The following is a 26,007-nucleotide window of genomic DNA, read 5'->3' as shown; positions in this document are numbered from 1 at the left end:
AAGAACTAACTCTTATGTACCAGACTAATAAACTACTGGATAAACTGAACGAAAAGAAGAAAATAGACGGCAGCGACCGGCTGATAACCCTGCCGGACATTATGATACGCTCCTTTGCGGAAGTGAAGGAACTGGCCGGCAACAGTCTGAACTGGGGCGAGAAAAACTTTCTGTATCAGCAGGCACAGAAAGAACTGAAAGAAAACCGGATGGCGGAGTCGAGCATTCTCAGCCGCGCCAATCCTCAGTTGGCGAATGCCGTACGACTGGGTATCGGTCAGTCATCCATGCGGCGCGGTTATGACGATCTCTTCAACGGGCGAGCCGGTAAGTTCGTCAAGCCAGGGTCCGTGGCTTCCATGTTCTCCCCGGCTGGTTACCTGACTGAACTCTACCGTGAAGCCAGAAATCTTCATTCTGCCACATCAGAATATCACCTGGACACACGCAGGCCTGACCTGGCTTCTCTTTCCCTGTCACAAAGCAACATGGATGACGAACTTTCCACCTTGTCCCTGTCAAATGAACTGTTGCTGAATAACATTCAGACGGAGGAAAATAAGGATTATGACGGAGTGCTGGAAATGCTCTCCACCTACCGCCTGACCGGTATGACACCGTTCCATCTGCCTTATGAGGCCAGCCGTCAGGCCGTTATGCTGCAGGATAGCGAGCTTGACGCTTTCCAGCGCAATCCGGAGGTGGCCAAACACATGGACACCACTTCCATGCTTGGCATTCAAGCCAACATTTCCCCGGAGCTGTATGGCATTCTTACTGAAGACATTACCGAAAAGAATACGGAGGAGCTGATCGCCAAAAACTTCGGGGAAAATACCGATACCAGCATTTTTAAGGATGTTGCCTATCTTGCGCATTACTACGGGTTGACCTATGAGGAGATGTCTTCATTGCTGGGGTTAGTGACCCCGGGTTCCAAAATCAATGCCGCCATACAATACTATCAGAACGATCAATTAGTCACATTGATCAATGACGATAATATGCTGGATGCAGTATTGATTAAGCGCACGGCGGGAGGGAATTATTATCAGTTTGGCTATGCCGAACTTCTTCCGGTCACCGGAGAACAGTATCTATTCAACTTTACCATTGTCAATAATGCGCGCACGGGGTCAATGCACGTTGGCACCACGGGACCTTACAGTAGCGACATCTTCAGCAGCGATAGCTACGATGTTCGGCACGGCGTTCCTATTTCTCTGCCAGCCACATTGACCAAAGAAAAAACACAAAACAGAGTGACAATCAACGTTACCCGTCTTAACGGTGGTTATTCTGCCGAAGTCAATTTTGACATCAACAGTTATCCCTTCGGCATTTTCCTGCTGAAACTCAATAAGCTGATTCGTCTTTATAAAGCGACTAACATTTCGCCCTCTGATATTCGCACCGTCATTGAAAGTAGCAATAATCATCTGACCATTACCGATGAGGTGCTGAGCAAGCTCTTCTGGGTGCAGCATCATATGCAGCGCTACGGCCTTGACATGTCTGCTGCCCTAGTGCTGGCCGGCAGCGATATTGGTCAGACAGGCCACAACGGTCAGCCCGCCGCCTTTACCCAGCTGTTCAATACACCTACGCTGAACGGTCGGACGTTTTCTGCCGATGGCGCTACCGTTAAACTGAAACCTTCAGACATTACCGATAGCTTCCGCACTGGCGTGATGAAGCGAGCCTTCCAGGTAAACGATACGGAATTATACACCCTTTGGTCTCTGGCGCAGGGGAGTGGCACACCGCCGGATTTCACCTGTACCCTTGACAATCTGTCACTATTGTATCGGGTAAAACTACTGGCCGATGTTCATGGCCTGAATGTGACTGAGCTTGGCATGCTGCTGTCCGTTTCCCCTTATGCTGACACCCATATCGCCGGTCTTTCCGGAACGGGACAAAGCGGGCTAGTCAGTTTCCTCGCCCTATACATCCAGTGGCTGAAGACGCAAGGCTGGACGGTCAGAGATTTGTATTTCATGATTACTGATCGTTACAGCACTGCACTGTCGCCGGATATTGAAAACCTGATCACCACTCTGAAAGACGGATTGGCTAATCAAGATCTCAACAATGCAGATGAAAGAGCCCTGATTAGCGCTGCGGCTCCCTTTGTTGCTGCGACCACACAGCTGGATTCTGCAGAATCGGCTATCGCTATTCTGCAGTGGCTGGGTCAGTTGAAGCCACAGGGACTGACGGTAAAAGCGTTCCTGACGCTGGTTAACAAAGATCCTCTGACGTCTGAGGAAACCATTAAACTGGTCATCTTCTGTCAAGTGATGGGGCAGCTGGCGCTGATTGTGCGCGGACTCAGGTTGACAACAAGTGAAATTTCACTGGCTGTTACGCAGCCCGGAAAATTCTGCCCCGGCATAGACTCCCTCCCGCATGATATTGCCACCATCCGTACTTTGGCCCGTTTCCACAATTGGCTGCAGCAGTGCGGGACATCCGCCACAGAGATGCTGTCAGCGCTGGGTAACGGCACGCTGACGCCCGCGCAACTGGCGCAGGCCATGACGTTGGATGAGCAGATGGTTATTCAGGGGCTGGCACAGTACGACAGCAAAGCCTCCACTTTCAGCACTTGGACAACCATTGACGTCACACTGCAGTGGGTGGATATCGCCACCACTTTGGGCATTACGCCGATGGGCGTCGCCGCTCTGATGAGTCTGAAATACACCAACCCGGCGCAACAGCCAGCCTATACCGACTGGGTGGCCGTCTGCCATATGCTTCAGGGCGGGCTCAGCAGCCATCAAACTATACAATTGCAGGCCGCGGTAGATGAGTCTCTCAGTAGCGCCGTCTGCGCATACACGATAAAAAATGTCGCACCTTCTTGGGTCTCCGACCGTGACAAACTTTACAGCTGGCTGCTGCTGGATAATCAGGTGTCGGCACAAGTGAAAACTACCAGGTTGGGAGAGGCGATTGCCAGTGTACAGCTTTATGTCAATCGGGCACTGAATGGGCTGGAAGAAGGGGTTAGTCAATCGGTGAAAAGCCGTCAGTATTTTACCAACTGGGATACCTACAACAAACGCTACAGCACCTGGGCGGGGATATCCGAACTGGTTTATTATCCGGAAAACTACGTTGACCCCACCCTGCGTATCGGGCAGACCGGTATGATGGATACCCTGCTTCAGGAAATATCCCAGAGCCAGTTGAACAGCGACACGCTGGAAGACGGATTCAAGAACTATCTTGCTTCATTTGAAGAAATTGCCAATCTCAGCGTCATCAGTGGCTATCACGACAACACCGATGCAGATCAGGGCAATACCTGGTTTATCGGTTATAGCCGGACAACACCCCGTCAGTTCTACTGGCGCAAACTGGAACACAGCAAAGGGGCTGACGGGCGTTATGCCGCCAATGCCTGGAGCGAATGGAAAGAAATTGTTTGCGGTATGACGCCACACCAGAACCTGATACGTCCGGTGATATTCAAGTCCCGCCTGCATGTGGTCTGGGTGGAGGAAGAAATCCGCAAGGATGATGACGGTACCACGCAGAATGTCTTCTACCGCCTGAAACTCTCCTGGTTGCGTTATGATGGCGGCTGGGCATCACCGTTTACCTTTGACTTAATCAATTCCATTGATTTGGACTCCAAAGACGAGCTGCTTAATTCATTGGGTAGGTCTGATGAGTTGGTGGGACTCTTTGCAGCGCAGTATACCACTGAAAATGTGCTGGCCATTTATCTGTATAAAAAACAGACCAAATACGACAGTGTCGCTAGCGTTGGCACCGCTTATGGTATTTTTGTTTATTCAGACATGAAAGGCGTGCTGAAGAACAAGGATGAATTAAAATCCGTTATCAGCGAGAGTCTTACGCACCTGGATACCACTAAATACGCTGAGGTTAACTTCCGCATTGCCTTCAATGACGTGAGTTATACTATTAAGCCTGATAAAGAAAATGCCTACATTTCACTGACAAGTCACATCAATAATCTTAGTGCAAATTATGAAAAACAGACTGTGACATTATCACCTGAAATAACGCTGGATTACGACGAGGATGCATCTTTCCCTCTTTATCTTGGAAAGCTTATTGATGATTACCCTTGGATCAAAGACGGTGGGGCTGTGTCTTTCTCAAAGTCGGATTTCATTAATTACACCCCTCTGGGGACGGAATTTCTTACCTCCTCACCGAAAGTGCTGCTGTCAATTGAAATGATAATGGCTGGGTTTACCAGTTATAATGTTATTTTTATGGATGCGAGCCTGGACTATTCTTATAGGAAACAGAAAGGGACGGATGTTAAGGGGTACTTGGTTCTTTTAACTCTGAAAAGCAGAAAGGGGTTTAATCAAGGGCTGCACCTGAATGAACTTTCTGGATTCGCGCTGACAGATGAAAACGATACCCCTCTGCCTGGTGGTTTAATATGTTTTATGGGATGGCCTGACATTAACTGGTGGGATGACGTTGCCGCCGGTCGTAAGTATTCCGGGCCAGAATATGGGCAAAAGGAATTTGTATATGCTGGTTTCGTGAGTGCTGATGATTTTAATAAATCATCAGCACTGAATGTCCACTTCGGTTCATTTACTGATGATTCATCTGGTGGTTGGACTGCCCGGATGGCAACGCTGGATCTACCAAATGACTTAAGACCGGGCGTGGCGGAGAAAACTGCCGAGGCAACAGTCACCTACCCCTCTACTGAGCCGAATAAAAATATGACCGCTTCTGCGGTGAACAGCGTTGTTAATGGCAGCAAGGTAACTCATTATTTTGACCCCATCTCATTCCCCTGGCAAGAACTGGATACTGCGAGAGGGATTGAGCGTGTGCTGACCTTCTCCGCTGAAAACGATGGAAGAATAATAGCAACGGATAAGGTGACCATTATTCTGTCATCTGACAGTAATGACCGCCCGATTTCACTGTGTCACCACGCCAGCGGGGCGCAGTATATACAAACGGGCGTATACCGCACGCGCTTGAATACGCTGTTTGCTTCGCAACTGGTGGGGCGTGCTGACCGGGGGATTGATGCTATTTTGTCAATGGATACTCAATTGTTGTCTGAGCCGAAAATGGGGCAGGGGACGTACGTTACACTGGATTTGTTGAAATATACTCCGGCCATACATGGTGATTCCATGGCATTTGCCCTATACCATGATCATGGTGCCGGTAAGGATCCTATATTCCGTGGCATGTTAAGTTCTCGTACGACGACGACGGTAAATCTGTTCCTGCCCCGAATTGAATCCTCTGGGAAGTCTGACGATTTATACGTATTTGCCAAATATGCCAGTAGCGATACCGTTTCTATCCGATTTATCCGCAAAGACCCCACCAATCCTGACGGATGGTCTTTAGATGCCGAGTATAACAAAGGCACCTTTCCCGGGCTCAAAAGCGTGTATGGCCTGTCAGTACCAACGGAGCCGATGGATTTCAGTGGTGCAAACGCCCTTTATTTCTGGGAGTTGTTCTACTACACCCCGATGATGATGTTCCAACGCTTGCTGCAAGAGCAGAATTTCACCGAAGCCCTGCGGTGGATGAACTATATCTGGAACCCGTCCGGCTATGTCATTAATGGTAAAGAACAGAATTATCTGTGGAATGTCCGCCCGCTGGAAGAGGACACCAGTTGGAATACCACGCCACTGGACTCCGTTGATCCGGATGCGGTAGCGCAGAATGACCCGATGCATTACAAGGTAGCGTCCTTTATGAAATCACTGGATCTGCTGATTGCCCGGGGGGATGCAGCGTATCGTCAGCTGGAACGCGACACACTCAACGAAGCAAAAATGTGGTACCTGCAGGCGTTATCGTTACTGGGTGATGAACCTTGGGTTGCTGAGGATACCGACTGGTTATGTCCTCAGCTCGGCGATGCCGCCAGTCAAACCGTGCAGGCCGCCAGCCAGCTAGCACTGGAACAGGTGCGCCGGCGGCAACCCGCAGATAAGGCGTCATGCTCACCGGAAACATTAATAGCGCCGTTGTTACATCCGCGGATTAACAGAAAACGTGAACTACAGAAGCAGCGTGCGGCGAATAAAGCATCATATGGCGCTGATTCTCTGGCGACACAGCAGATGATCCATGAACTACAATCGGCAGATGCTGCTGCGGCGCGTACAGCCAATTCATTAACAGCCCTGTTCCTCCCTCAGATTAACGAAAAACTGCAGGGGTACTGGAAGCTGCTGGCACAGCGCCTTTTCAATCTGCGTCATAATCTCTCTATTGACGGTCAACCCCTGTCGTTGCCTATTTTTGCTACCCCGGCAGACCCTGCTGCATTGCTGAGCGCTGCAGCCCGGACATCGCAGGGCGGGAGTGCTCTGCCGACAGCGGTGATGCCGCTGTACCGTTTCCCCGTCATGCTGGAGAACGCCCGTGGGATGGTCGGTCAACTGATGCAATTTGGCAACACCCTGCTTGGCCTGACGGAGCGACAGGATGCGGAGGCGTTGGCCGAATTGCTGCAAACCCAGGGCAGTGAGCTGATATTGCAAAATATCCGTATGCAGGAGAAAAACCTAGCGGAAATGGATGCCGAGATAAAAGTATTGCAGGAAAGTCGCCTAGGCGCACAGGGCCGCTTTGACAGTTATAGCCGGTTATATGATGAGAATGTGAACAGCGGTGAGAAAGAGGCGATGAACCTGTATCTGAGTTCATCAGCGCTCAGCACCTCTGGCAAAGCCCTGCACATGGCCGCGGCCGCTGCCGACTTGGTGCCCAATATTTACGGCATGGCCGTAGGGGGAACTCGTTTTGGTGGGCTATTGAATGCAACGGGTATTGGCATTGAAATCGCTTCCTCTGCCTCGCTGATTGCTGCCGACAAAATCAGTCGCTCTGAAAGTTATCGCCGGCGCCGGCAGGAGTGGGAAATCCAGCGCAATAACGCCCAGACAGAAATGAATCAGGCGGATGCACAACTGGCTGCACTGGACATTCGTCGAGAAGCGTCTGAATTGCAAAAAGTTTACCTTGAGACCCAGCAGGCGCAGACGCAAGCTCAACTAACCTTCTTGCAGAGTAAATTCAGTAATCAAGCGCTGTATAACTGGCTGCGTGGCAAATTGTCAGCCATCTATTACCAGTTCTATGACCTGACGGTCTCGCGCTGCCTGATGGCGGAACAGTCATGGCAGTATGACCTGAATGACCAGGCGAAAACCTTCATCCGTCCTGGTGCCTGGCAGGGAACGTATGCCGGTCTGCTGGCGGGGGAAAATCTGATGCTGATGCTGGGGCAGATGGAGAAGGCGTATCTGAAGCAGGAAAAACGTGCGCTGGAGATCACCCGGACGGTATCGCTGACTGAGGTGTATGCCGACTTGCCAGACGAAAGTTTCGTCTTTACCAATAAAATCACGACTCTGCTGGAGGATGGTAAGGGTAGCGCCGGCAGCGGTGGAAACACGCTGGAGATGGCAGGTAGAGAATTGCAGGCCACGTTGAAACTGTCTGACCTGAAGATTAACGATGATTACTCTGATGCTCTGGGTGGCGTTCGACGTATCAAACAAATCAGCGTCACATTGCCGGCGTTGGTCGGACCCTATCAGGACATCCGGGCGGTGCTCAATTATGGAGGAAGTGTTAAGGTGCCAAGTGGATGTCGAGCCATTGCCGTCTCTCATGGGATGAATGACAGCGGCCAGTTTATGCTTGATTTTAACGACGCGCGCTACCTGCCGTTTGAAGGTATTCCGGTGGACGACAACGGAACACTGACGCTGAACTTCCCGGATGCGACCGACCGACAGAAGGTAATATTGCAGAGCCTGAACGACATTATTCTGCATATCCGTTACACCATCCGTTCTTAATCCAGATATTTTTAAATACAGGCCCCACCGGGGCCTGTAAGGAATTGTTACATGCAAAATACCGCACCTGTACAGATTGAAGCACCGTCACTGCCCAAAGGCGGCGGGGCGATAACCGGACTGAAGGGCGATGTGGCCGCCGCCGGGCCGGACGGCGCTGCCACGCTGACACTGCCGCTGCCGGTCAGTGACGGGCGGGGGTATGCCCCTGCCCTGACGCTGAGCTACCACAGCCGGGCCGGTAACGGGCCGTTCGGTATGGGTTGGGATATCAACCCGCCCGCCATCCGTCTGCGTACAACGCATGGTGTCCCGGCCTATGATGGAACGGATGAATTCACCGGGCCGGACGGCGAGGTACTCGTTCCGCTTCTGGCGACTGGCGGCACGCCGGAAATTCGTGCCGGCGTCACGACACTGCTGGAAACCGGTTTAAATGGCCGCTACACCGTCCACACTTACCGCTCGCGTACCGAAACCCGCTTCAGCCGACTGGAATACTGGCTGCCGGAGAGCGCACCTGACCAAAACTTCTGGGTGCTGTACAGCCCAGACGGACAGGTACACCTGTTGGGCCGGAATGCCCAGGCCCGCATCAGCAACCCGGACAGCCCGGCCCAGACGGCCACCTGGCTGGCGGAATCGTCGGTGTCACTGACCGGTGAGCAAATCTACTGGCAATACCGGGCGGAGGATGATCGGGATTGTGATGATGCGGAGACAAGCGCGCATCCCACGGCCACAGCACAACGCTATTTGGCAGCAGTCTGGTACGGCAACAAAAAGGCCGGGCGTAACCTGCCGGGGCTGGCGGCTGTTCCCGTCGTGGATGACTGGCTGTTCACACTGGTTCTGGATTACGGTGAGCGGGGAACCGCGTTGGCAGTGGCCCCGGACTGGCTCGAACCGGGAAGCGGCAACTGGCCGTGCCGGCAGGACCGTTTTTCTGGCTGGGCATACGGTTTTGACTTACGAACACGCCGGCTTTGCCGGCAGGTACTGATGTATCACGCTGTGACGGCACTGGCGGGGGAGGATAAGGCGGGAGGCTCCCCTCAGCTGGTCGCCCGTCTCTGGCTGGACTATGATGAATCCCCGTCCGTGACCACCCTGAAAGGGGTCCGTCAGGTGGCGTATGAGCCGGATGGTACATTGTGCGCCCTGCCGCCGCTGGTGTATGGCTGGCAGGGATTCATCCCGCCGGAAACCGTGCAGTGGCAGCCGCAGGAAGAGATGGGGAACCTGAACCTGCTGCAGCCGTACCAGATGGTTGATTTGAACGGCGAGGGGCTGGCAGGCATTCTGTATCAGGACAGCGGCGCCTGGCGGTACCGGGCACCGATCCGCCAGCCGAAGGCCGGTAAGAACGCGGTGACCTGGGATACACCACGCTCCCTGCCCGCTATTCCCATCCTGCGCGAAGACGGCCTGCTGACAGACCTCAACGGGGACGGGCAGCTGGAATGGGTGGTCACTGCCCACGGCGTGCACGGATATTATGGCCGGACGCCTGAACGTGAGTGGCGCCACTTCACGCCTCTGTCTGCCCTGCCAGTGGAATATTCCCATCCGCACGCGCAGTTGGCGGATATTATCGGCTCCGGTTTTGCGGATCTGGTACTCATCGGGCCGAAAAGCGTGCGGCTTTACAGCGGCACAGAGGAGGGCTGGCACAAAGCGCAGATAGTGATGCAGGCGGACGGGGTTACCCTGCCGGTTCCCGGAACGGACGCCCGCGTGTTGGTTGCCTTCAGTGACATGGCCGGCAGTGGTCAACAACATCTGGTCGAGGTGCGTGCTGACGGTGTGCGATACTGGCCGAATATCGGCCACGGCCGGTTCAGTTCGCCAGTAAACATGCCCGGCTTCAGCCCGGCGACAGAACTGCCGTCAGAACGCTTCAATCCTGACCGGCTTTATCTGGCTGATATTGACGGCTCCGGCACCACCGACCTGATTTATGCCTGCCACTCCCACCTGCGGATTTACCGCAACCTCAACGGTAACGCTTTTGCTGAGCCGTTCACAGTGACATTGCCAGCCGGCGTTCATTATGACAACACCTGCAACCTACAACTGGCCGACATTCAGGGATTGGGGGTGGCCAGTCTGGTGCTGACGGTACCGCATCCGCAGCCGCGCCACTGGACCTGCCATCTGTCCGAAAATAAGCCCTGGCTCCTGAGTACGATGAACAACCATATGGGCTCCCGCCATATGTTGCACTACCGCAGCTCAGCACAGTTCTGGCTGGATGAAAAGGCAGAGGCGGTGGCGGCGGGAAAACCCATTCCGGCCAGTTACTTGCCATTTGCCCTGCACACGCTGGCGCGTACCGAAGTGGTGGATGAGATCACCGGCAATCGGCTGGTCAGCACGGTACGCTACCGACATGGTGCCTGGGACGGCCGGGAGCGTGAGTTCCGGGGATTCGGATTTGTGGAGGTGAGTGATACCGACACTCTAGCCAGCCGGGGAACGGCAGACCACATCAGTATGCCGGCTATCAGCCGTAGCTGGTTCGCCACTGGACTGGCAGAAGTAGACGACCAGTTGCAGGCTGAATACTGGGCGGGGGACAGTGCAGCCTTTGATCATTTCACACCTCGCTTCACGCTCGGCAGTGGGGAGACCGAGCAGACATTTACACCGGACAACGCCACAGCCTTTTGGCTGAAACGGGGGCTGAAAGGTCTTCTGCTGCGTAGCGAACTGTACGGCGCGGACGGCAGCAGCCAGGCCAGCATCCCCTACACGATCACCGAAAACCATCTACAGGTACGCCTTATCGAACCTGAAGGCACTTATCCTGTCATCTGGCCGGTCATGGCGGAGAGCCGCACCTATACGTATGAACGGGTCAGCAGCGATCCACAGTGCAGTCAGCAGGTGCTGCTGAGCAGCGACGAATACGGTAATGCACTGCGTCAGGTGAGTATCAACTATCCACGGCGCAATCAGCCAACAGAAAACCCTTATCCCGATACGCTACCGGAAACGTTGTTTAGCAGCAGTTTCGATAAGCAGCAACAAACGCTTCGTCTGACGCAGCAGCAAAACAGCTGGCATGTTCTGTTGGACACAGAAAAAGGCATTTGGCTGCCCGGACTGGCTGACGGTACCCGGTGTGACGTTTTCAACCATGCGGCGTCTGTCGTTCCAACCAACGGAGTGACGATCCAGCTGTTGCTGGAAAGTGCGGGGCTGCTGGCGGAAACCCATTCCCCCGTTTTTGCTGGCCAGCAACGTATCTGGTATCTGGATAACCGAAATGAGGCAACAACCGCCGCGCCAGCCTCTCCCCCTTTGCCGGCCTTTACCGAAACCGCTGTGCTGGATGAGGATATCATCGCTCTGCTGTCGGCACATATTTCCCCAGAAGGCCTGAGACAAGCGGGTTATTTACAGACAGGTTATCTGTTCCAGCACGCCAGAGAAACGAACAAGACTCTCTGGGTTATCAGACAGGGGTATGCAACCTACGCCACGGCGGCGCATTTCTGGCTACTGCAGACTTGGCGCGAAACCCTGCTGACCGGCGTGCTCACCATTACCCGGGATAAACACGACTGCGTGATCACGCAAACGGAGGGCGCCGCCGGACTGAAAACAACGACGGAATATGACTGGCGTTTTCTGACGCCAGTCAGGGTTATTGATGCGAACGACAATGTCCAGTCGATCACACTGGATGCGCTGGGGCGAATAATCAGCCTGCGGATTAGCGGGACAGAGAACGGTGTGGCAGCGGGATACAGTGATACTTCGCTAACGCTGCCGGACACGGCCGAAGAGATGTTCAACCTGCAAGCTCCCCTGCCAGTGGCACAGTGCATGCTGTATGTCATCGACAGCTGGCAGGACGGAAAGGGCCTGCCGCCGCACGTGGTGACGCTCGTCACCGATCGCTATGACCGCACGGCGGAAGATCGGGCGGCGCAGCAAATCCGCCAGCAGATAATTTTCAGCGACGGATTCGGCCGTGTACTGCAGACGGCCGTTCGTCAGGTCGCCGGGGAAGCCTGGCAACGGACAAACGAAGGGGCGCTCGTTATCGGTTCTGGCGGAAAACCCGCTGTCGCAGAAACAACGTTCCGCTGGGCGGTATCCGGCCGGGCGGAGTACGACAACAAAGGGCAGGTTATCCGCACCTACCAGCCGTATTTCCTTGACAGTTGGAAATATGTCAGTGACGACAGCGCCCGGCAGGATCTGTATGCCGACACCCATTACTATGATCCAATAGGACGTGAATATCAGGTTATCACGGCCAAAGGCTGGCTGCGCCGTACGCTGTTCACTCCCTGGTTTGTGGTCAGTGAGGATGAAAATAACACCCTTGCGGAAACCAGTGCCTCCGCTTAACGCTATACCGGCAGGTTCTCTGCCGGTATCTTTCCGATTACTTTACGGTTGATATGCTTATGACACACAATGCTCTTCACTCCAAAACCCCAACGGTCACGGTACTTGACAACCGTGGCCTGACCATTCGCGAAATTGCATACCACCGCCATCCCGACATGCAGGGTGTAACGGACGAACGCATCACCCACCACCAGAACGACGCTCGCGGCGTTCTGGCACTTAGTGCTGATCCGCGCCTGCACGACGCCGGGCTGGCGAACTTCATTTATCAGGCTGACCTTATCGGGGCGGTGCTGCGCACGCAGAGTGCCGACGCCGGTATCTCAGTGGTACTGAACGATGCCGCCGGGCGGCCATTTCTGGTGGTAGACAACATCGGAACGGATAAAAACGGAGCAGAAGACCATAGCCAGGCCGTCACCCGCACCTTTCAGTATGAGGACAGCACCCTGCCGGGTCGGCTGCTTGGCATCACTGAACAGGCCACTGGCGAAGCCGGCCGGGTCACCGAGCGCTTCGTGTATGCCGGCAACACGGAAGAGGGGAAGGCCCGGAACCTTGTGGGGCAGTGCGTCAGTCACTACGACACGGCCGGTCTGGTGCAGACGGACAGCATTGCCCTGAGCGGTGTTCCGCTGTCAGTCACCCGTCGTCTGCTGAAAGAGGCTGATAACACAAACACCGTTGCCGACTGGCAGGGCAATGATACTTCCGACTGGAGCACCCTGCTGGACACTGAGGCCCACATCACCCTGACTACCGCTGACTCCACTGGCTCGGTACTGACCACCACTGATGCCGTAGGCAACCTGCAGCGCATGGCCTACGACGTGGCGGGTCTGCTGAAGGGTAGCTGGCTGATGGTGAAGAGCGGACAGGAGCAGGTTATCATAAAGTCGCTGACGTACTCGGCCGCTGGGCAGAAGCTGCACGAGGAGCACGGCAACGGTGTACTGACCACATACACCTACGAACCGGAAACCCAGCGCCTGACGGGCATTAAAACGGAGCGCCCGTCCGGACATGCAGCCGGCGCCAGAATCATGCAGGACCTGCGCTACAAATACGACCCAATGGGCAACGTGCTCAACGTGCGCAATGATGCGGAAGAAACCCGCTTCTGGCGCAACCAGAAAGTGGTGCCGGAGAACACGTATGTCTATGACAGCCTGTACCAGCTGGTCAGCGCCACCGGACGGGAGATGGCCAATATCGGACAGCAGGGCAGTAACTTACCTGCCGTCACCGTGCCCACCGATAACACTGCGTACACCAATTACACCCGCACGTATACCTACGATACTGCCGGCAACCTGACGCAGATACGCCACAGCGCACCGGCGTCCGGCAACAGTTACACCACCCAAATCACGGTCAGCGACCGCAGCAACCGGGCGGTGCTCAACTTGCTGGCAGAAGATACCACAAAAGTGGACGCCCTTTTTGACGCAGGCGGACACCAAAGCCAGCTGTTGCCCGGACAAAGCCTTGCCTGGACACCGCGTGGCGAGCTGTTACGGGTTACCCCGGTTGAACGCGACGGCCAGCCCGGCGACAGAGAGACGTACCGCTACGACGCCGGCAGTCAGCGGGTGCAGAAAGTTAGCATTCAGCAGACCAACAACAGTACGGTGAATAAACGGGCGCTGTATTTACCGGGGCTGGAGCTGCGCACCACGACGATCGGCGAGACGGAAAAAGAGAGGCTGCAAGTTATCACCGTGGGCGCCGCCGGGCGGGCGCAGGTACGGGTGCTGCACTGGGAGAACGGCAAACCGGCCGATATCGACAACAATCAGCTGCGTTACAACTACAGTACTCTCACTGACAGCGGTGACCTGGAGGTGGACGGCAACGGTAACCTCATCAGTCAGGAAGAATACTACCCGTACGGTGGCACAGCGGGGTGGATGGCGCGCAACGTGGTGGAGGCGGCCTACAAAACCGTGCGTCATTCGGGCAAAGAGCGGGACACGACGGGGCTGTATTATTACGGCTACCGGTACTACCAGCCATGGGCAGGGCGCTGGTTGAGCGCAGACCCAGCGGGCACTGTCGATGGACTCAATCTGTACCACATGACCAGAAATAATCCTATCAATTACTACGACGATCAAGGTACTATTTCTTTACCTATCGATGCATTTAACTCAATGAATATTAGTTCTGAAGGGGCACACGGGAATAGAAAAAATGAGATACACCGTTTGTATGGAAAAAAAGGGATACCTATGGTGGCTCAGACAAGAGCGGGCAATTCCAATAAGAAGCCACCGGAACCGAGGCCTGTATTAAGTTCTGAGCATACAATACTTCATACTGTCTCAGCCCATGGCCTAGGCCGGGGGGATAATATAAAAGCAACGGGTTCTTTAAAGAAAAGTATCAGTAACATTGAAAAATTAGGGCATGCCTATCAAGAGTACGATGAGGCACATCGTAAACACATTGGCAGCAACAATGGAGTATTTTATCAAAAAATTGTTCATCCAATGACAGAAATAGAATATTTCACCAAATTAACAGTTACCAACGACTATCTAACATATGCCGATACACAGCGCTCATTACTACTCAACAATGATATATCATCGGCAATTCAAATAAACCAAATGGCATATTTCTCTGACTCAACCGAGCTAGCTAAGTTAGTAAGACATAATAGCGAATCACAAAAAACGAATAATTCCTTTTATCATTCCGTAAGTGTAAAAGATACCTATTACTATTTAAAAAATGATTCTGAAGTGGTTAGTGTTGATGTGACAGATACTAATAAGATAGAGATGATATTATCCAGACTTATGGGTGTGCTTGGAAGAGTTCCATCTAATAAAGAGCTTAAGAATGTGTTGGCTGAGCATAATGTGACAGTCCCTGAAGGGATGTTTTCATTATTAAATGACCCCGATTTTGCAAATAGAAATATATTTAATCATACGGTGGCTGCCTATGTAAGCAAAAATGCAAAAAATAAGGCCCGAAAGAAAAACAGGAAAAACGCAGCAAATAGTTAACTATCATTAAATACGTTAGTCATTATTCCCTGCCCAATAGGGCAGGATTATATTTTCATCCTAACACCGCGTTACAAATAAAGGTTGTAAGTTGAAAACCCCAGGCTTCCCTGCGTGTAAGAGCGTCTGAGTTTTCTATCCAATATAAATTTACTCAACATCATTATTATTCTGGTAATACACCTGCTGGATATAACGCCCCGACCATCCCTGGGCCCCAAGTCCATCTGTCCACTCCCCATTAATTAAGACACACCAACTTAGAGTTTTCTAACTGTTTACGATATGCCTCCGGTGGGAGGTGCTTTAAACTTTCATAGGTTCGGTTCAGGTTATAATCTTGCTGCCAAAACCAAACCATTTCCCGTACTTGACTCAATGATTTAAATAAATAGACATTTAAAAATTCACGCCGGAACGAGCCATTAAATCGTTCGATAAATCCGTTCTGTTGTGGCCTACCCGGTTGGATATGACATAAATGACCGATAAACCCGCTTGAATAAGCGATTATGCACACGATTTCTTCTCAGTCATTACCAACCCTTTTTTGCGAAAGGCGCCTTCATGGCATGATTTTCAAGGCTCACTTCCGCAAACATTTTTTTAAGCTTAGTATTCTCTTCTTCAAGCTCTTTTAATCTTTTAACATCATTGGGTTCCATACCACCATATTTTGATTTCCAATTGTAATATATGGCATTGCTAATCCCATTCTGGCGACGGATATCGTCCACTTTCATACCCGAATCAGTGAGTTTTAAGATATTGACGATTTGAGTTTCAGTAAAATGGACTTTTTTCATATTGAACTCTGTAAATTGTTGGGCAGAAAATCCAATTATAGCTGTCTCATTTTAGGGGAAGTGGACACGCCCGACCGATAAGACAGAAGACCGGCTGGCGTTTGGTGTCTATCCGGCCGTGTCTTTAGCTGATGCGCGGGCTAAACGTGAGGAAGCCAAAAAGCTGATGCCGCAGTGTCTCGATCCCAAATCTGAAAAAAGGGGAGCTCCCTTGCCTGCCAAAGTGAGCACCTTTGAACAGGTCGCCCGTGCATGGCACGCCAGCAACAAACGCTGGAGCGATAGCCACCGCAAAATCCTGCCATCATCCCGCCCTGCCCCATGAGTACTTACCTGAACTTCCTGAACCGTTTATCGGTTTATCGTGGACGATTTCGCGGAGAGCTGGCGCTGATGACATTTGCCCGCAGTCAGGAACTCACCCTTGTAACCAGAATAATGAAGATTAAAAAGTGAGGTGCAGTGAGGAAAATAATTTTTCCAGATAACCGCATCCTTTTGGTTTCCTATTTTTGGGTGTGCGTCAGAAAACTGAAACACATAAATGACATTTATACACTACTGCGAGCTCAGGGAAGGGGATAATTCATATGATGCTCAGATATTTTAAGCAATGCCAAATACCGAAAATCTTTACCATCCATCAGCATCACCGAAATTAGCGATGATGCTGATGATCTAACGCAGGGGGAAGAGCTTATTATCTCTACATCAGGAAAGTATATGAACCTTCACCGCTGAGAAAAAGTAATCACATTGAAATTAGCAAATACCCCAAATCAAAAAACTATTCTTTTCTTTGCATAAAATCCTTAACAGAACTTAATATTTTTGGTCTATTATCCTCATTTAGTTTTTTAATTTGATTAAGCGCCTCTGTTCTCGCCTTATGGCTTATTTCTGACTTGTCAAGGTGTGTCTTCACGACCTCATTCGTATCATTCACTATTTTTCCAACAGAAGATGCTCCCCATGCTACCTGGGCTATTGTTAAAGGAATAGCTGCAACTGGTATAGCAACCTTTGCTGCAGTTATTATCGCATTGCCTGCCAAGCCTATTGAAATACCGACAGCAGCGGTATCCTTCACGTCCTCTATTATTTTATCTTTGGTTTCCATCAGTTCCTTAATTCCTCCAGAATCCATGGTAGTGACTGTACGCCCTCCCCTGACCACCTGCATTATCCGTGTTGGAATGTTGTTTTTCTGGTCAGCAATAACCGAGCTTAAAATGGGTTTTGTCTCCAGTTGGGCAATATTCCCCGTCTGACTGAATTCCGCCAAAGCAGCAATATTTTTCTTTTGGTTACTAATGGACTCGTGTGCAGGCACCTCCCCCTTAGCAAAATCACTGATGACTTTCCCCCTGCCTGAGAGATTCTTGTTAATTTTGTCCATTAGTGAAAAATTATTTTGTTTCTCCGTGACTTTTGTATTTAATGCATGAATACGATCATTGCCAAATGAAGGCGCTGATGACCTTTCGATTTCCTTGGGAAGGTTGGCATGTTTATATGCCTCATATCCCATGGTTGCGGCGGCGGCTGCACCTGAAGCTACTGATTTCCACATCAACCCTTGATCGTCATAACCTGATGTGGGATTATTCCGCACCATCCTGAACAGGTTCAACCCGTCCACCGTACCTGCTGGGTCCGCACTCAGCCACCGGCCCGCCCACGGCTGGTAATAACGATAACCGTAGTAGTACAGCCCCGACGCATCCCGCTCCTTGCCTGAGTAACGCACGGTCTTGTAATCGGCTTCCACCGCGCTACGCGCCGTCCATATGGCGGTTCCACCGTACGGATAATACTCTTCCAGACTGATGATCACTCCCTCGCCGTCCACTTCCAGACCGCTGCTGCCGGTAAGAGTGCCGTAGCTGTAACGCAGCTGATTGTTGTCGATATCGGCCGGTTTGCCGTTCTCCCAGTGCAGCACTCGCACTTGCGCCCGGCCTGCTTCACCGACAGTGATAACCTGTAGGTTTTCCGTTTCTGTGTTGCCGTTTGTTGTGGTGCGCAGCTCCAGCCTTGGCAGATATGTCACTCGCTGCGTCTGCGTGCTGTTACCGGTTTTCTGCGTACTGACCTTCAGCAACCGTTGACTGTCGCCGTCATAACAGTAATTTTCGTTGTCGTCTGCGGCACTGCCCTCCCGGGTCACCGGCATGACCTTCAACAGTTCACTTCGCAGTGTCCAGTTTAGTCCCTGCCCCGGTTGTAGCTGTCGCTGGCTGCCGTTGGCATTGAACAACATGTCCACGTCCGCCGGGTTTTCCGTCAGGGTACTCAGCACCGCTCGGTTGCTGCGGTTGCTGACTGTGACTGTTGTGGTGTAGTTGTTGCCGGTCGCCGGCGCACTGTGGCGTATCTGTGTCAGGTTGTTACCACGGTCGTAGCTGTAAGTACGGGTGTAGGTGGTAAAGGCGGCACTGTCAGTGGGGATGGGATGGGTCAGCGTCGGCCCAGTGATCATCTGCTGCCCGGCATTGGCCATTTCACGCCCAGTGGCGCTGACCAGCTGGTACAGGCTGTCGTAGACGTATGTACTCTCCGGCACTACTTTCTGGTTACGCCAGAAGCGGGTTTCTTCCGCATCGTTGCTGATTGTCAGCACGTTGCCTACCGGATCATATTCGTAGCGCAGGTCCTGCAACACCTTCTGCCCTGACTCGTGTCCGGTCGGGCGCACTGTTTTAATCCGGATCAGGCGCCGCGTCTGCGGTTCGTATTCATATGTAGTCACCACGCCGTTGCCGTGTTCCTCACGTAATTTCTGGCCGGCGGCTGAGTATGTCAGCGATGCCACGATGGTTTGCTCCGTGCCTCCTTTCAGCGTCAGCCAGCTGCCCGACAACCTACCCGCCACGTCGTATGCCACACGCTGCTGGTTACCTCTGGCATCGGTGGTGATTAGCACCGTCCCGGTGGCGTCCGTTGTGGTAAGGCTGACATACTCATTACCATCCAGCAGATCATTCCAGGCAGAAATACCCTCACCCTGCCAGTTCGCCATAGTATCTGGGTTATCTGCATCCTTCAGCAGGCAGCGAGTGACAGAGAGCGGTACGCCGGTCAGCGTCACGCTGTTGGTTTGCAGCAGGCCTGCTGTATCGTAGTGGCGGATGCATTTTCCGGCCAGATTGTATGCCTTTTCAGCATCAGTATGGCCGGCATATACAAAGCGCTCCGCGACACGGGCAACTTCACCGGTGACTTGCTCTGTCACGCCAAGCGGGCGTCCCGGCAGCGAGTCGTCTTCATACTGCCAGGTGCGGGTCACCGCCTGACTTTTATCCTCAGTACCGCCGTCGCTGGTGCCAATGTTGCTGATAGTCATAAACGGCCGGCCGGCGGCGTCATTCAGGGTTACGGTGATGCCAGCATCAGCGCTTTGCGTGCGCAGGACGTTACCGGTCATGTCCGTATTCCATGTGAAATTTGCCAAGCCGGCTTCGTGCAGGCGCGGGTCAGCACTCTGTTTCAGGAAGCCACGAGTATCATACTGATGGCGGGTGATACGCTGGTCCGTGGTATCCGGAGTATTCGGGTGGCGGTGGTATGCGATGTCACGCACTCTCAGGCCACGGTTGTCAAGGACCGTGACCGATGGGGTCTTGCTGTATAACGACATGTTCATCAATAATTTTCCTGTCATTTATTTATAAAGATACCCGCAGCCAGAGTGCCGGTATCGGGTTAAAGGGAAGCGCTGCCACTGGTTTCCTCTGTCGTACCGTTTTCGTCTTCACTGATCACAAACCACAGTGTGAACAGAGTTCGGCACAGCTAGCCTCTGGTAGTCACCACTTTCATGACGTGCTTGACTGGGCCGTAATATGACGACATCAATGTCTTGTAGCTTTCAGGGTGTAAAAAAGCCAAACAGGGAGGCAAATATAAAAGCCGCCCGGTGGATAAAAAATTGCATCAAAATGGAATATCTATCTCCCCACGGTACCATTATGAACAAAATTTGGTGTTAATTCCCTGACTGAAGGAGAACCAATATGCACCAGTGTACGTTCTATATCTTCTTTTAGTAAATGGGGCATCCCGTTACGTAAAAAACGCAGCAACCAACTTGGATGAAGACAACCATCAAGCAGCACAGCAGAGCGATAGCGTAAAGGCAAGCAGAACTGATTGCGGATATCTCGTTCCTGATAGCCATTAACTGCAACATCAACTGTGATGATCAGTGTGGCATAGCCCGCGGCCGGCGCACGCTTGATCAGCTGCTTTGCCAATTCGAAATGTACTACATAAAGCTGGAACCATTTCTCTCCGTCACAATGTCTGGCCACATCTTCAATTGTCATGTTCGCTGCGCCAGAGAGTATAAAGGGGATATTTTCTTTCTCTGCCACTTGGGCAAGAATCAGATCGCCGTTGGGCCGAAAAATGGCATTAACTCTTGTGGGAACAATAGCAAAAAGTACTGACCAAACTTTGTTAAATAAAGAACATGAGATATCTCTTTTACTGACGTCGGTTAGCCGGTAAGGAGGATAATACGCTTTTATTACATAGCAATTTCATGGGGCCTTCCTTGCATCTTAATCTGACAGGCCCTAAATCAAAATGGGTGACTGTCAGATTAAGCCTGAATTACTACACTGTAAATAAATTTGTGTTATTTCCAAATACAATCTTTTATTTCTGTGTCATAAGCATTCATATTTTCCTCAAAACCCACTGGCTTACCTTTTTTATTTATATATGTGAACCCATAGTATCTTGCTCACTGTGAAATAACCATATACGAACCATTAAATTGCCTTTAATTATTTCATTCCATACAGTTGTATACTGATATGGTCTATCCTCAACCAATATTTCAGAATCCTCCTTAACCAAAACAATCGGTATAGCCATATAGGAATTTTCATACTTAACTTAGCCAACTCTGGCATTATCTTTTTTTGAATACATATCACCTAACTTTATATTTATTGGTTTTTTACCATTAGAAGTAAAACAACCAATATCAATAGACCATTCAGAGGCATATGTATTAGTATATTGATTAAATTAGGCTCTCTTTTTGTTGAACGCAAATCATACGTCGTTTTGTAAGGAATAAAATGACTGTTTTTTATTTTTCTTATTTTTATCGTTGATAAAAAATAAGGTTAAAACGATTACCTTTTATAAGGGCTTAAAATTTTCCGAACATAAGCTTCTCAGTAAAAATTTAGAATCCGAAATTTTCTTTGCTCATCTATACTCTCCTTTGGAAAAAGGAATGAATTAAAATCCAAATGGATTAATCAGATATTATTTTCACAAGCATACTGATTTTAATGAATTTTCAGAGTCAGATATAACTCTCGTAGTAAATAGATTTAATAAACACACTAAAAAACACAAGGTTACAAAACACCGAGTGAGTTATTCAAGGGAATAACGATTTATTTACTTTACTAATAAGGGTGTTACATTTATTATGTAAATGAAAGCAGGGTTACTTATATATTTTGATATTGTTTATTACATTAATAAATAATAAATACCTTATTCAACAAAAATCATTTCGACTGTTATTGATTTTTTGGTGACCTTTTTAAATTACTTATTATGACAATGGTCACAAAATTTCATTTAAAAAACACTTACGACCTTCATAATATCCTGATACTATTTAATAAAAGAAACGGGTTATATATTGCATTTGATGGTAAGTTAGAATTAAATTTATTCTACTTTAAGTTTTTTGCGATTTTTTAACGATAAAAGCCACCATCAGTTCAATATAATAATTTGAATTCATTTTTGTGCTCAATTTTCCATATAAGCACCTTAATTAATAGAGGGAATATGATAAATTCAGTATTGATAGTCGGTGGTGGTACAGCTGGTTGGATGACGGCAGCTTATTTATCAAAAGCATTTGATAAAAATATAAATATCACAGTAGTGGAATCAAAAGAGGTAAAAAAAATAGGTGTAGGAGAAGCTACATTTAGTACTGTCCGTCATTATTTTGATTATCTGGGATTAAATGAAAGTGAATGGTTACCTGAATGCTCAGGAAGTTATAAATTAGGTATTAGGTTTGAAAATTGGGATGGGCAGGGTAATCATTTCTATCACCCCTTTGAACGTTGGGAAGTTGTTAAGGGATTTCCCATATCTGAATGGTGGTTGAGTAAAAAGTTGAAAGATCAACGTTTTGATTATGATACTTTTTTAACTCCTCATCTTTGTGAAGCAAAACGCTCTCCCCGAAGGCTTGATGGTTCACTTTTTGCTCAATCAATTGATAAATCACTTGGACAGTCAACATTAGCAGAACAGAGAGCCCAGTATCCATATGCTTATCATTTTGATGCAGATGGAGTTGCAAGTTTTTTAAAACGTTATGCAATGAATCGAGGTGTTAAACATATAGAAGATGACGTGACTCATGTAGAAATTGATACAAATGGAAATATAGGATATTTGGAAGCAAAAATATACGGAAAACTTAGAGCTGACCTCTATATTGATTGTACAGGATTTAAAGGATTATTAATTAACAAAGCATTAAATGAACCATTTATTAGTTTTTCAGATGTACTAAAAAATAATCGAGCTGTAGCATTAAGAGTTCCCAGAGAAAATGAAAATGATATTGAGCCGTATACAACTGCTCGTACGATGTCTAATGGATGGCGTTGGACAATTCCTTTATATAAGAGAAATGGTTATGGATACGTATATTGCAATAAATATCAAAGCCCTGAAGAAGCCGAAATGGAGTTAAGAAAATCCATTCCATATGAAAATGCAGAATGTGTTGCCAATCATATTAGAATGAGAATTGGTCGTAGTAATAGATCCTGGGTAAAGAATTGTGTAGCAATCGGGTTATCAAGTGCATTTGTTGAGCCTTTAGAATCAACGGGAATTTTTTTCATTCAACATGGCATTGAACAGCTCGTTAGATTTTTCCCAAGAAGTAGCGGCAATGAGCTCCTCATTGAAGAGTATAATACTAGAGTTAATCGTGTCGTTGATGGTGTTAAAGAGTTTCTCTTACTCCATTTCTCATTAGCACAGCGTAATGATACTTTGTACTGGAAAGAATGGAAAAATGTTGAATTACCTAAGGAACTCTTAAAAAAAATAACGTTAGCACAAGATCATTTATTGGATAAAGAAACTATTTATCCTTTCTACCATGGCTTTGAAGAATATTCATGGAATACCATGATCCTAGGTTTGTGTTCAGGCTCATTAAATAATAAGCCGGCTTTGTCATTAATGACTTCTGATGAAGCAGATGAAATGTTATTGCAACATTATATGAAAGCGGAAAATATGGTAAATAACTTACCGACATGCTATGAATATTTAAAACATATACATGATTTAAAAAACAAGAATTAATAAAATTGGAATCTAATTGATTTGACTGAATTCTGGATACCCAAAAAATACTTTCTGTTATAAATGAAATATCCTATTCACAACAAAGTCACACAGGGCTAGCTCATGAGTTTTTGAAGTAATTGTTTCTAATTTATTAAGAAGAAGTATTTGCCTGATTCTGCATGTATATACGCAATGGATTTCAAGTTGCATCGCGGCGGCAAGGGAATGAATCCCCGGGAGCATAGATAACTATGTGACCGGGGTGAATGAGCGCAGCCAACAAAGAGGCAACTTGAAAGACGAAGGGTATAGCAATCTTAATTTATGTTATACACACAAATTAAATGCAAAAAACGTTCATGCGTTAGTCCTGAGTATTTACATGGCATTTAGAGCGCCAATTAATCTAAGGGCGGTAGCTTACCGGTAATCATTCACTGGGTAACCTCTAAAACTTTTCATAACCGCCTAACTGAGTCACATACACACAGAACACATCTTTTGTAGGTAATGCTACCATCATACTCCCACTTTGTTCTGCTTCGAAAAAAGGAAAATTGGCAGCCGGATATCATCGCCAGAAAATAGATGAATTAGGCGACATATTGCTTGGGCTTGATAAGTATGTTGATTTTTCAGCGCTTGCTGAAACGGTTGACCTCACGGTACTGCGCCCTGTTTCTCCTAAAGGTGGGCGCCCGCCGTTTTCCATTGAGGTGATGGTTCGCATCATTATCCTGAAACATTTCCATAATCTTTCCGATGAAAAAATGGAATATCAATTGATTGGCCGAATGAGCTGGCAACATGTTTTTGTCATTTAACCCATGTTATTAATATCCCGGGCCATACACACGATTTGATGTTTCGAAAAACATATCGGACAGGAAGAGAGCAATACCTTGTTTGAAAAAGCGAAACATCAACTCTCAGTACAGTAGCCCATTCCTCTGGCGATCAACAAACGATGCCAGAAAAGCCCGAGGCAATCTGAACAACAAAATAGGGTAAAAGTTATTTTGGTTACAAATTCACCATTAATGTTGATGTAAAGTACAAAGTCATTCGTCAGATCTCGGCAGGCGCTATCGCTGCCCATGACAGCCAGTATTTTTAAGCTGTTTTGGATAGAGTCAATACGAGTCGGGATATTTATGCTGACAAAAGGCATGTCTTTATGACAGAAAAATACCCATAATTTAGTTTCAAGTTTGAGAATGTAAGAATATCTTCCCGCATAGCGCGAAGACGGAATCTATTCCCTTTTCTCCAGATAGTTTATTAGACTTTTTCTGAGCCTTAACATTCGGTAACACCAATTGACTTCATCGAGTTCACCGTTATAGCCGTGTAGTGGTATGACAACTCCGGACATCTCAAAACTGATGTCGCCCCTAATTTCGGGCACTGTCATTGAGATGATATTCTCACTTCCACAACAAACAAGTGATATAATGCAAAGACATTTTAGTTCAGAATTTAAACGCACTGATACTTAAGCCAAGTTATTCTATTGCCGAAGCTGCTAAGATAATAAACATCAGCAAGTCTGGGTGAGTATTACAACTACATCCGCTCCCGTAGTTTCAACAGGGAGATTTCTCCCGCTGAATACGAAAGACAGTGGAAAGCGGCTAAAAATGTGTCCGGAAGTTCTTGGCCACTACATGTTTTGAGAGGTTTAAATATGTTTGAATATATTTTGAATGTTTCAGAAGAAACAAATGTGATTGAAGGTAGAAAATTTATTAACTTAGACTGGAATAATCAGCATCAGCCAGATTTAATATTTAAGGATTGTACTATCGTTGATTCTGAATTTTCAGGTTCAAATTTAAATGGATTGCATTTAATAAATTGTAAGGTATTTAACTGTGACTTTAGTAAAGCCGACATCTCAACTGGTGAGTTTGAAAATACCTTGTTTTATAATAAAGATACCCAAAAAGGCTGTGATTTTCATAGCGCAGATTTACGCAGTTCGAAGTTTTTTTGCTGTGATATTTCAACAAGTAATTTTTATCGTGCTGAACTATTTGATATCACAATTGATAGATGTCAGGCTCTAGGATGTAATTTTGAGCTTGCTGATTTTACAAAAGCGGCCAGTCGGAAGGTGATATTCAGCTTAGCGACATTAATAAAATCAAACTTTAAATATTCAAATTTTGAAGGAGTATATCTCGAAAAGTGTGATTTATCAGAAAGCAATTTGGTTTCAGTTGTACTTTCAAGAGTAAATCTCGAGGGTGCAAATCTAACCAATACTATTTTTTCCCCATCGAGATATGATGGATTGTCAATATTTAAAGCTGATTTAAGGAATGCGGAAATATACAATATAAATGTTAGATCGTTAGATTTCTCTGGTGTTGAAATATTTGAATGGCAAATGATCCCTTTGATGGAGGAAATGGGGTTTATTATTCATCCCAATAATTAAAATAGAAACCATAAGTAATTTTTTTAGTTCAAATAAAATCTGATCTTATTTTTACACTGTGATTGGATGATGCATTTTCATTTGATTGTTAACATTCTTTGAGTGTTTTTATGATTTTTATTTTAGTGTCTTAGAGCTAAAGACCAAAA

8 protein-coding genes and 4 pseudogenes are annotated in these 26,007 nt (G+C 48.4%); 9 read left to right on the top strand and 3 right to left on the bottom strand.

All coding sequences use genetic code 11. The annotated features are described in order from the left end of the window. The first annotated feature begins 14 nt into the window (after positions 1-14). Genes Xsze_RS09800 through Xsze_RS09790 form a run of 3 tightly spaced genes read left to right on the top strand, consistent with a single transcriptional unit; the run spans position 15 to position 15,244 of the window. Entirely contained in the window at positions 15-7,859 is a 7,845-nt protein-coding gene (locus tag Xsze_RS09800) for a Tc toxin subunit A-related protein (RefSeq protein WP_038240555.1), read from the top strand. Positions 7,860-7,910: 51 nt separating this feature from the next. Continuing rightward, positions 7,911-12,224: a SpvB/TcaC N-terminal domain-containing protein gene (locus Xsze_RS09795; protein ID WP_038240556.1), complete on the top strand. Its 4,314-nt coding sequence runs from the start codon at positions 7,911-7,913 to the stop codon at positions 12,222-12,224. A 59-nt stretch (positions 12,225-12,283) separates the two neighbouring features. Beyond that, positions 12,284-15,244: an RHS repeat domain-containing protein gene (locus Xsze_RS09790; RefSeq protein WP_084616315.1), complete on the top strand. Its 2,961-nt coding sequence runs from the start codon at positions 12,284-12,286 to the stop codon at positions 15,242-15,244. A gap of 241 nt (positions 15,245-15,485) precedes the next feature. Here the strand turns inward: Xsze_RS09790 and Xsze_RS09785 are convergent. Continuing rightward, positions 15,486-16,050: pseudogene (locus Xsze_RS09785) on the bottom strand (integrase core domain-containing protein). Positions 16,051-16,108: 58 nt separating this feature from the next. Here Xsze_RS09785 and Xsze_RS09780 point away from each other — a divergent pair. After that, positions 16,109-16,339, top strand: a pseudogene (locus Xsze_RS09780) (integrase arm-type DNA-binding domain-containing protein); the annotation flags it as partial. A gap of 498 nt (positions 16,340-16,837) precedes the next feature. On the opposite strand, the gene Xsze_RS09775 reads toward Xsze_RS09780, so the two are convergent. Both Xsze_RS09775 and Xsze_RS09770 read right to left on the bottom strand, forming a co-directional pair. After that, the gene (locus Xsze_RS09775) at positions 16,838-19,696 is read right to left on the bottom strand and encodes an RHS repeat protein (protein WP_051462490.1); all 2,859 of its coding nucleotides are present in this window, start codon (positions 19,694-19,696) and stop codon (positions 16,838-16,840) included. A 304-nt stretch (positions 19,697-20,000) separates the two neighbouring features. Next, positions 20,001-20,582: an alpha-hydroxy-acid oxidizing protein gene (locus Xsze_RS09770; RefSeq protein WP_084616317.1), complete on the bottom strand. Its 582-nt coding sequence runs from the start codon at positions 20,580-20,582 to the stop codon at positions 20,001-20,003. A gap of 587 nt (positions 20,583-21,169) precedes the next feature. Between Xsze_RS09770 and Xsze_RS23330 the strand changes: the two are divergent. The 5 genes and pseudogenes from Xsze_RS23330 to Xsze_RS09755 all read left to right on the top strand — a co-directional run. After that, a pseudogene (locus Xsze_RS23330) lies at positions 21,170-21,486 on the top strand (IS30 family transposase); the annotation flags it as partial. 390 nt (positions 21,487-21,876) lie between these two features. Continuing rightward, positions 21,877-23,430: a tryptophan halogenase family protein gene (locus tag Xsze_RS09765; RefSeq protein ID WP_038240559.1), complete on the top strand. Its 1,554-nt coding sequence runs from the start codon at positions 21,877-21,879 to the stop codon at positions 23,428-23,430. Between the two features lie 542 nt (positions 23,431-23,972). Beyond that, on the top strand, positions 23,973-24,239 hold the full coding sequence (locus Xsze_RS09760) for an IS5 family transposase (RefSeq protein WP_051462492.1): 267 nt from the start codon (positions 23,973-23,975) through the stop codon (positions 24,237-24,239). Between the two features lie 182 nt (positions 24,240-24,421). Further along, positions 24,422-24,529 (top strand): annotated as a pseudogene (locus tag Xsze_RS23325) (IS5/IS1182 family transposase); the annotation flags it as partial. 573 nt (positions 24,530-25,102) lie between these two features. Further along, complete coding sequence (locus tag Xsze_RS09755) at positions 25,103-25,858, top strand: pentapeptide repeat-containing protein (protein WP_051462493.1); 756 nt, start codon at positions 25,103-25,105, stop codon at positions 25,856-25,858. Positions 25,859-26,007: the final 149 nt, after the last annotated feature.

The sequence above is a fragment of the Xenorhabdus szentirmaii DSM 16338 genome, assembly GCF_002632585.1.
Lineage (GTDB): Bacteria > Pseudomonadota > Gammaproteobacteria > Enterobacterales > Enterobacteriaceae > Xenorhabdus > Xenorhabdus szentirmaii.
The sequence above is the reverse complement of the archived record's forward strand: the minus strand, read 5'-3'. Positions and strand labels throughout refer to the sequence as shown.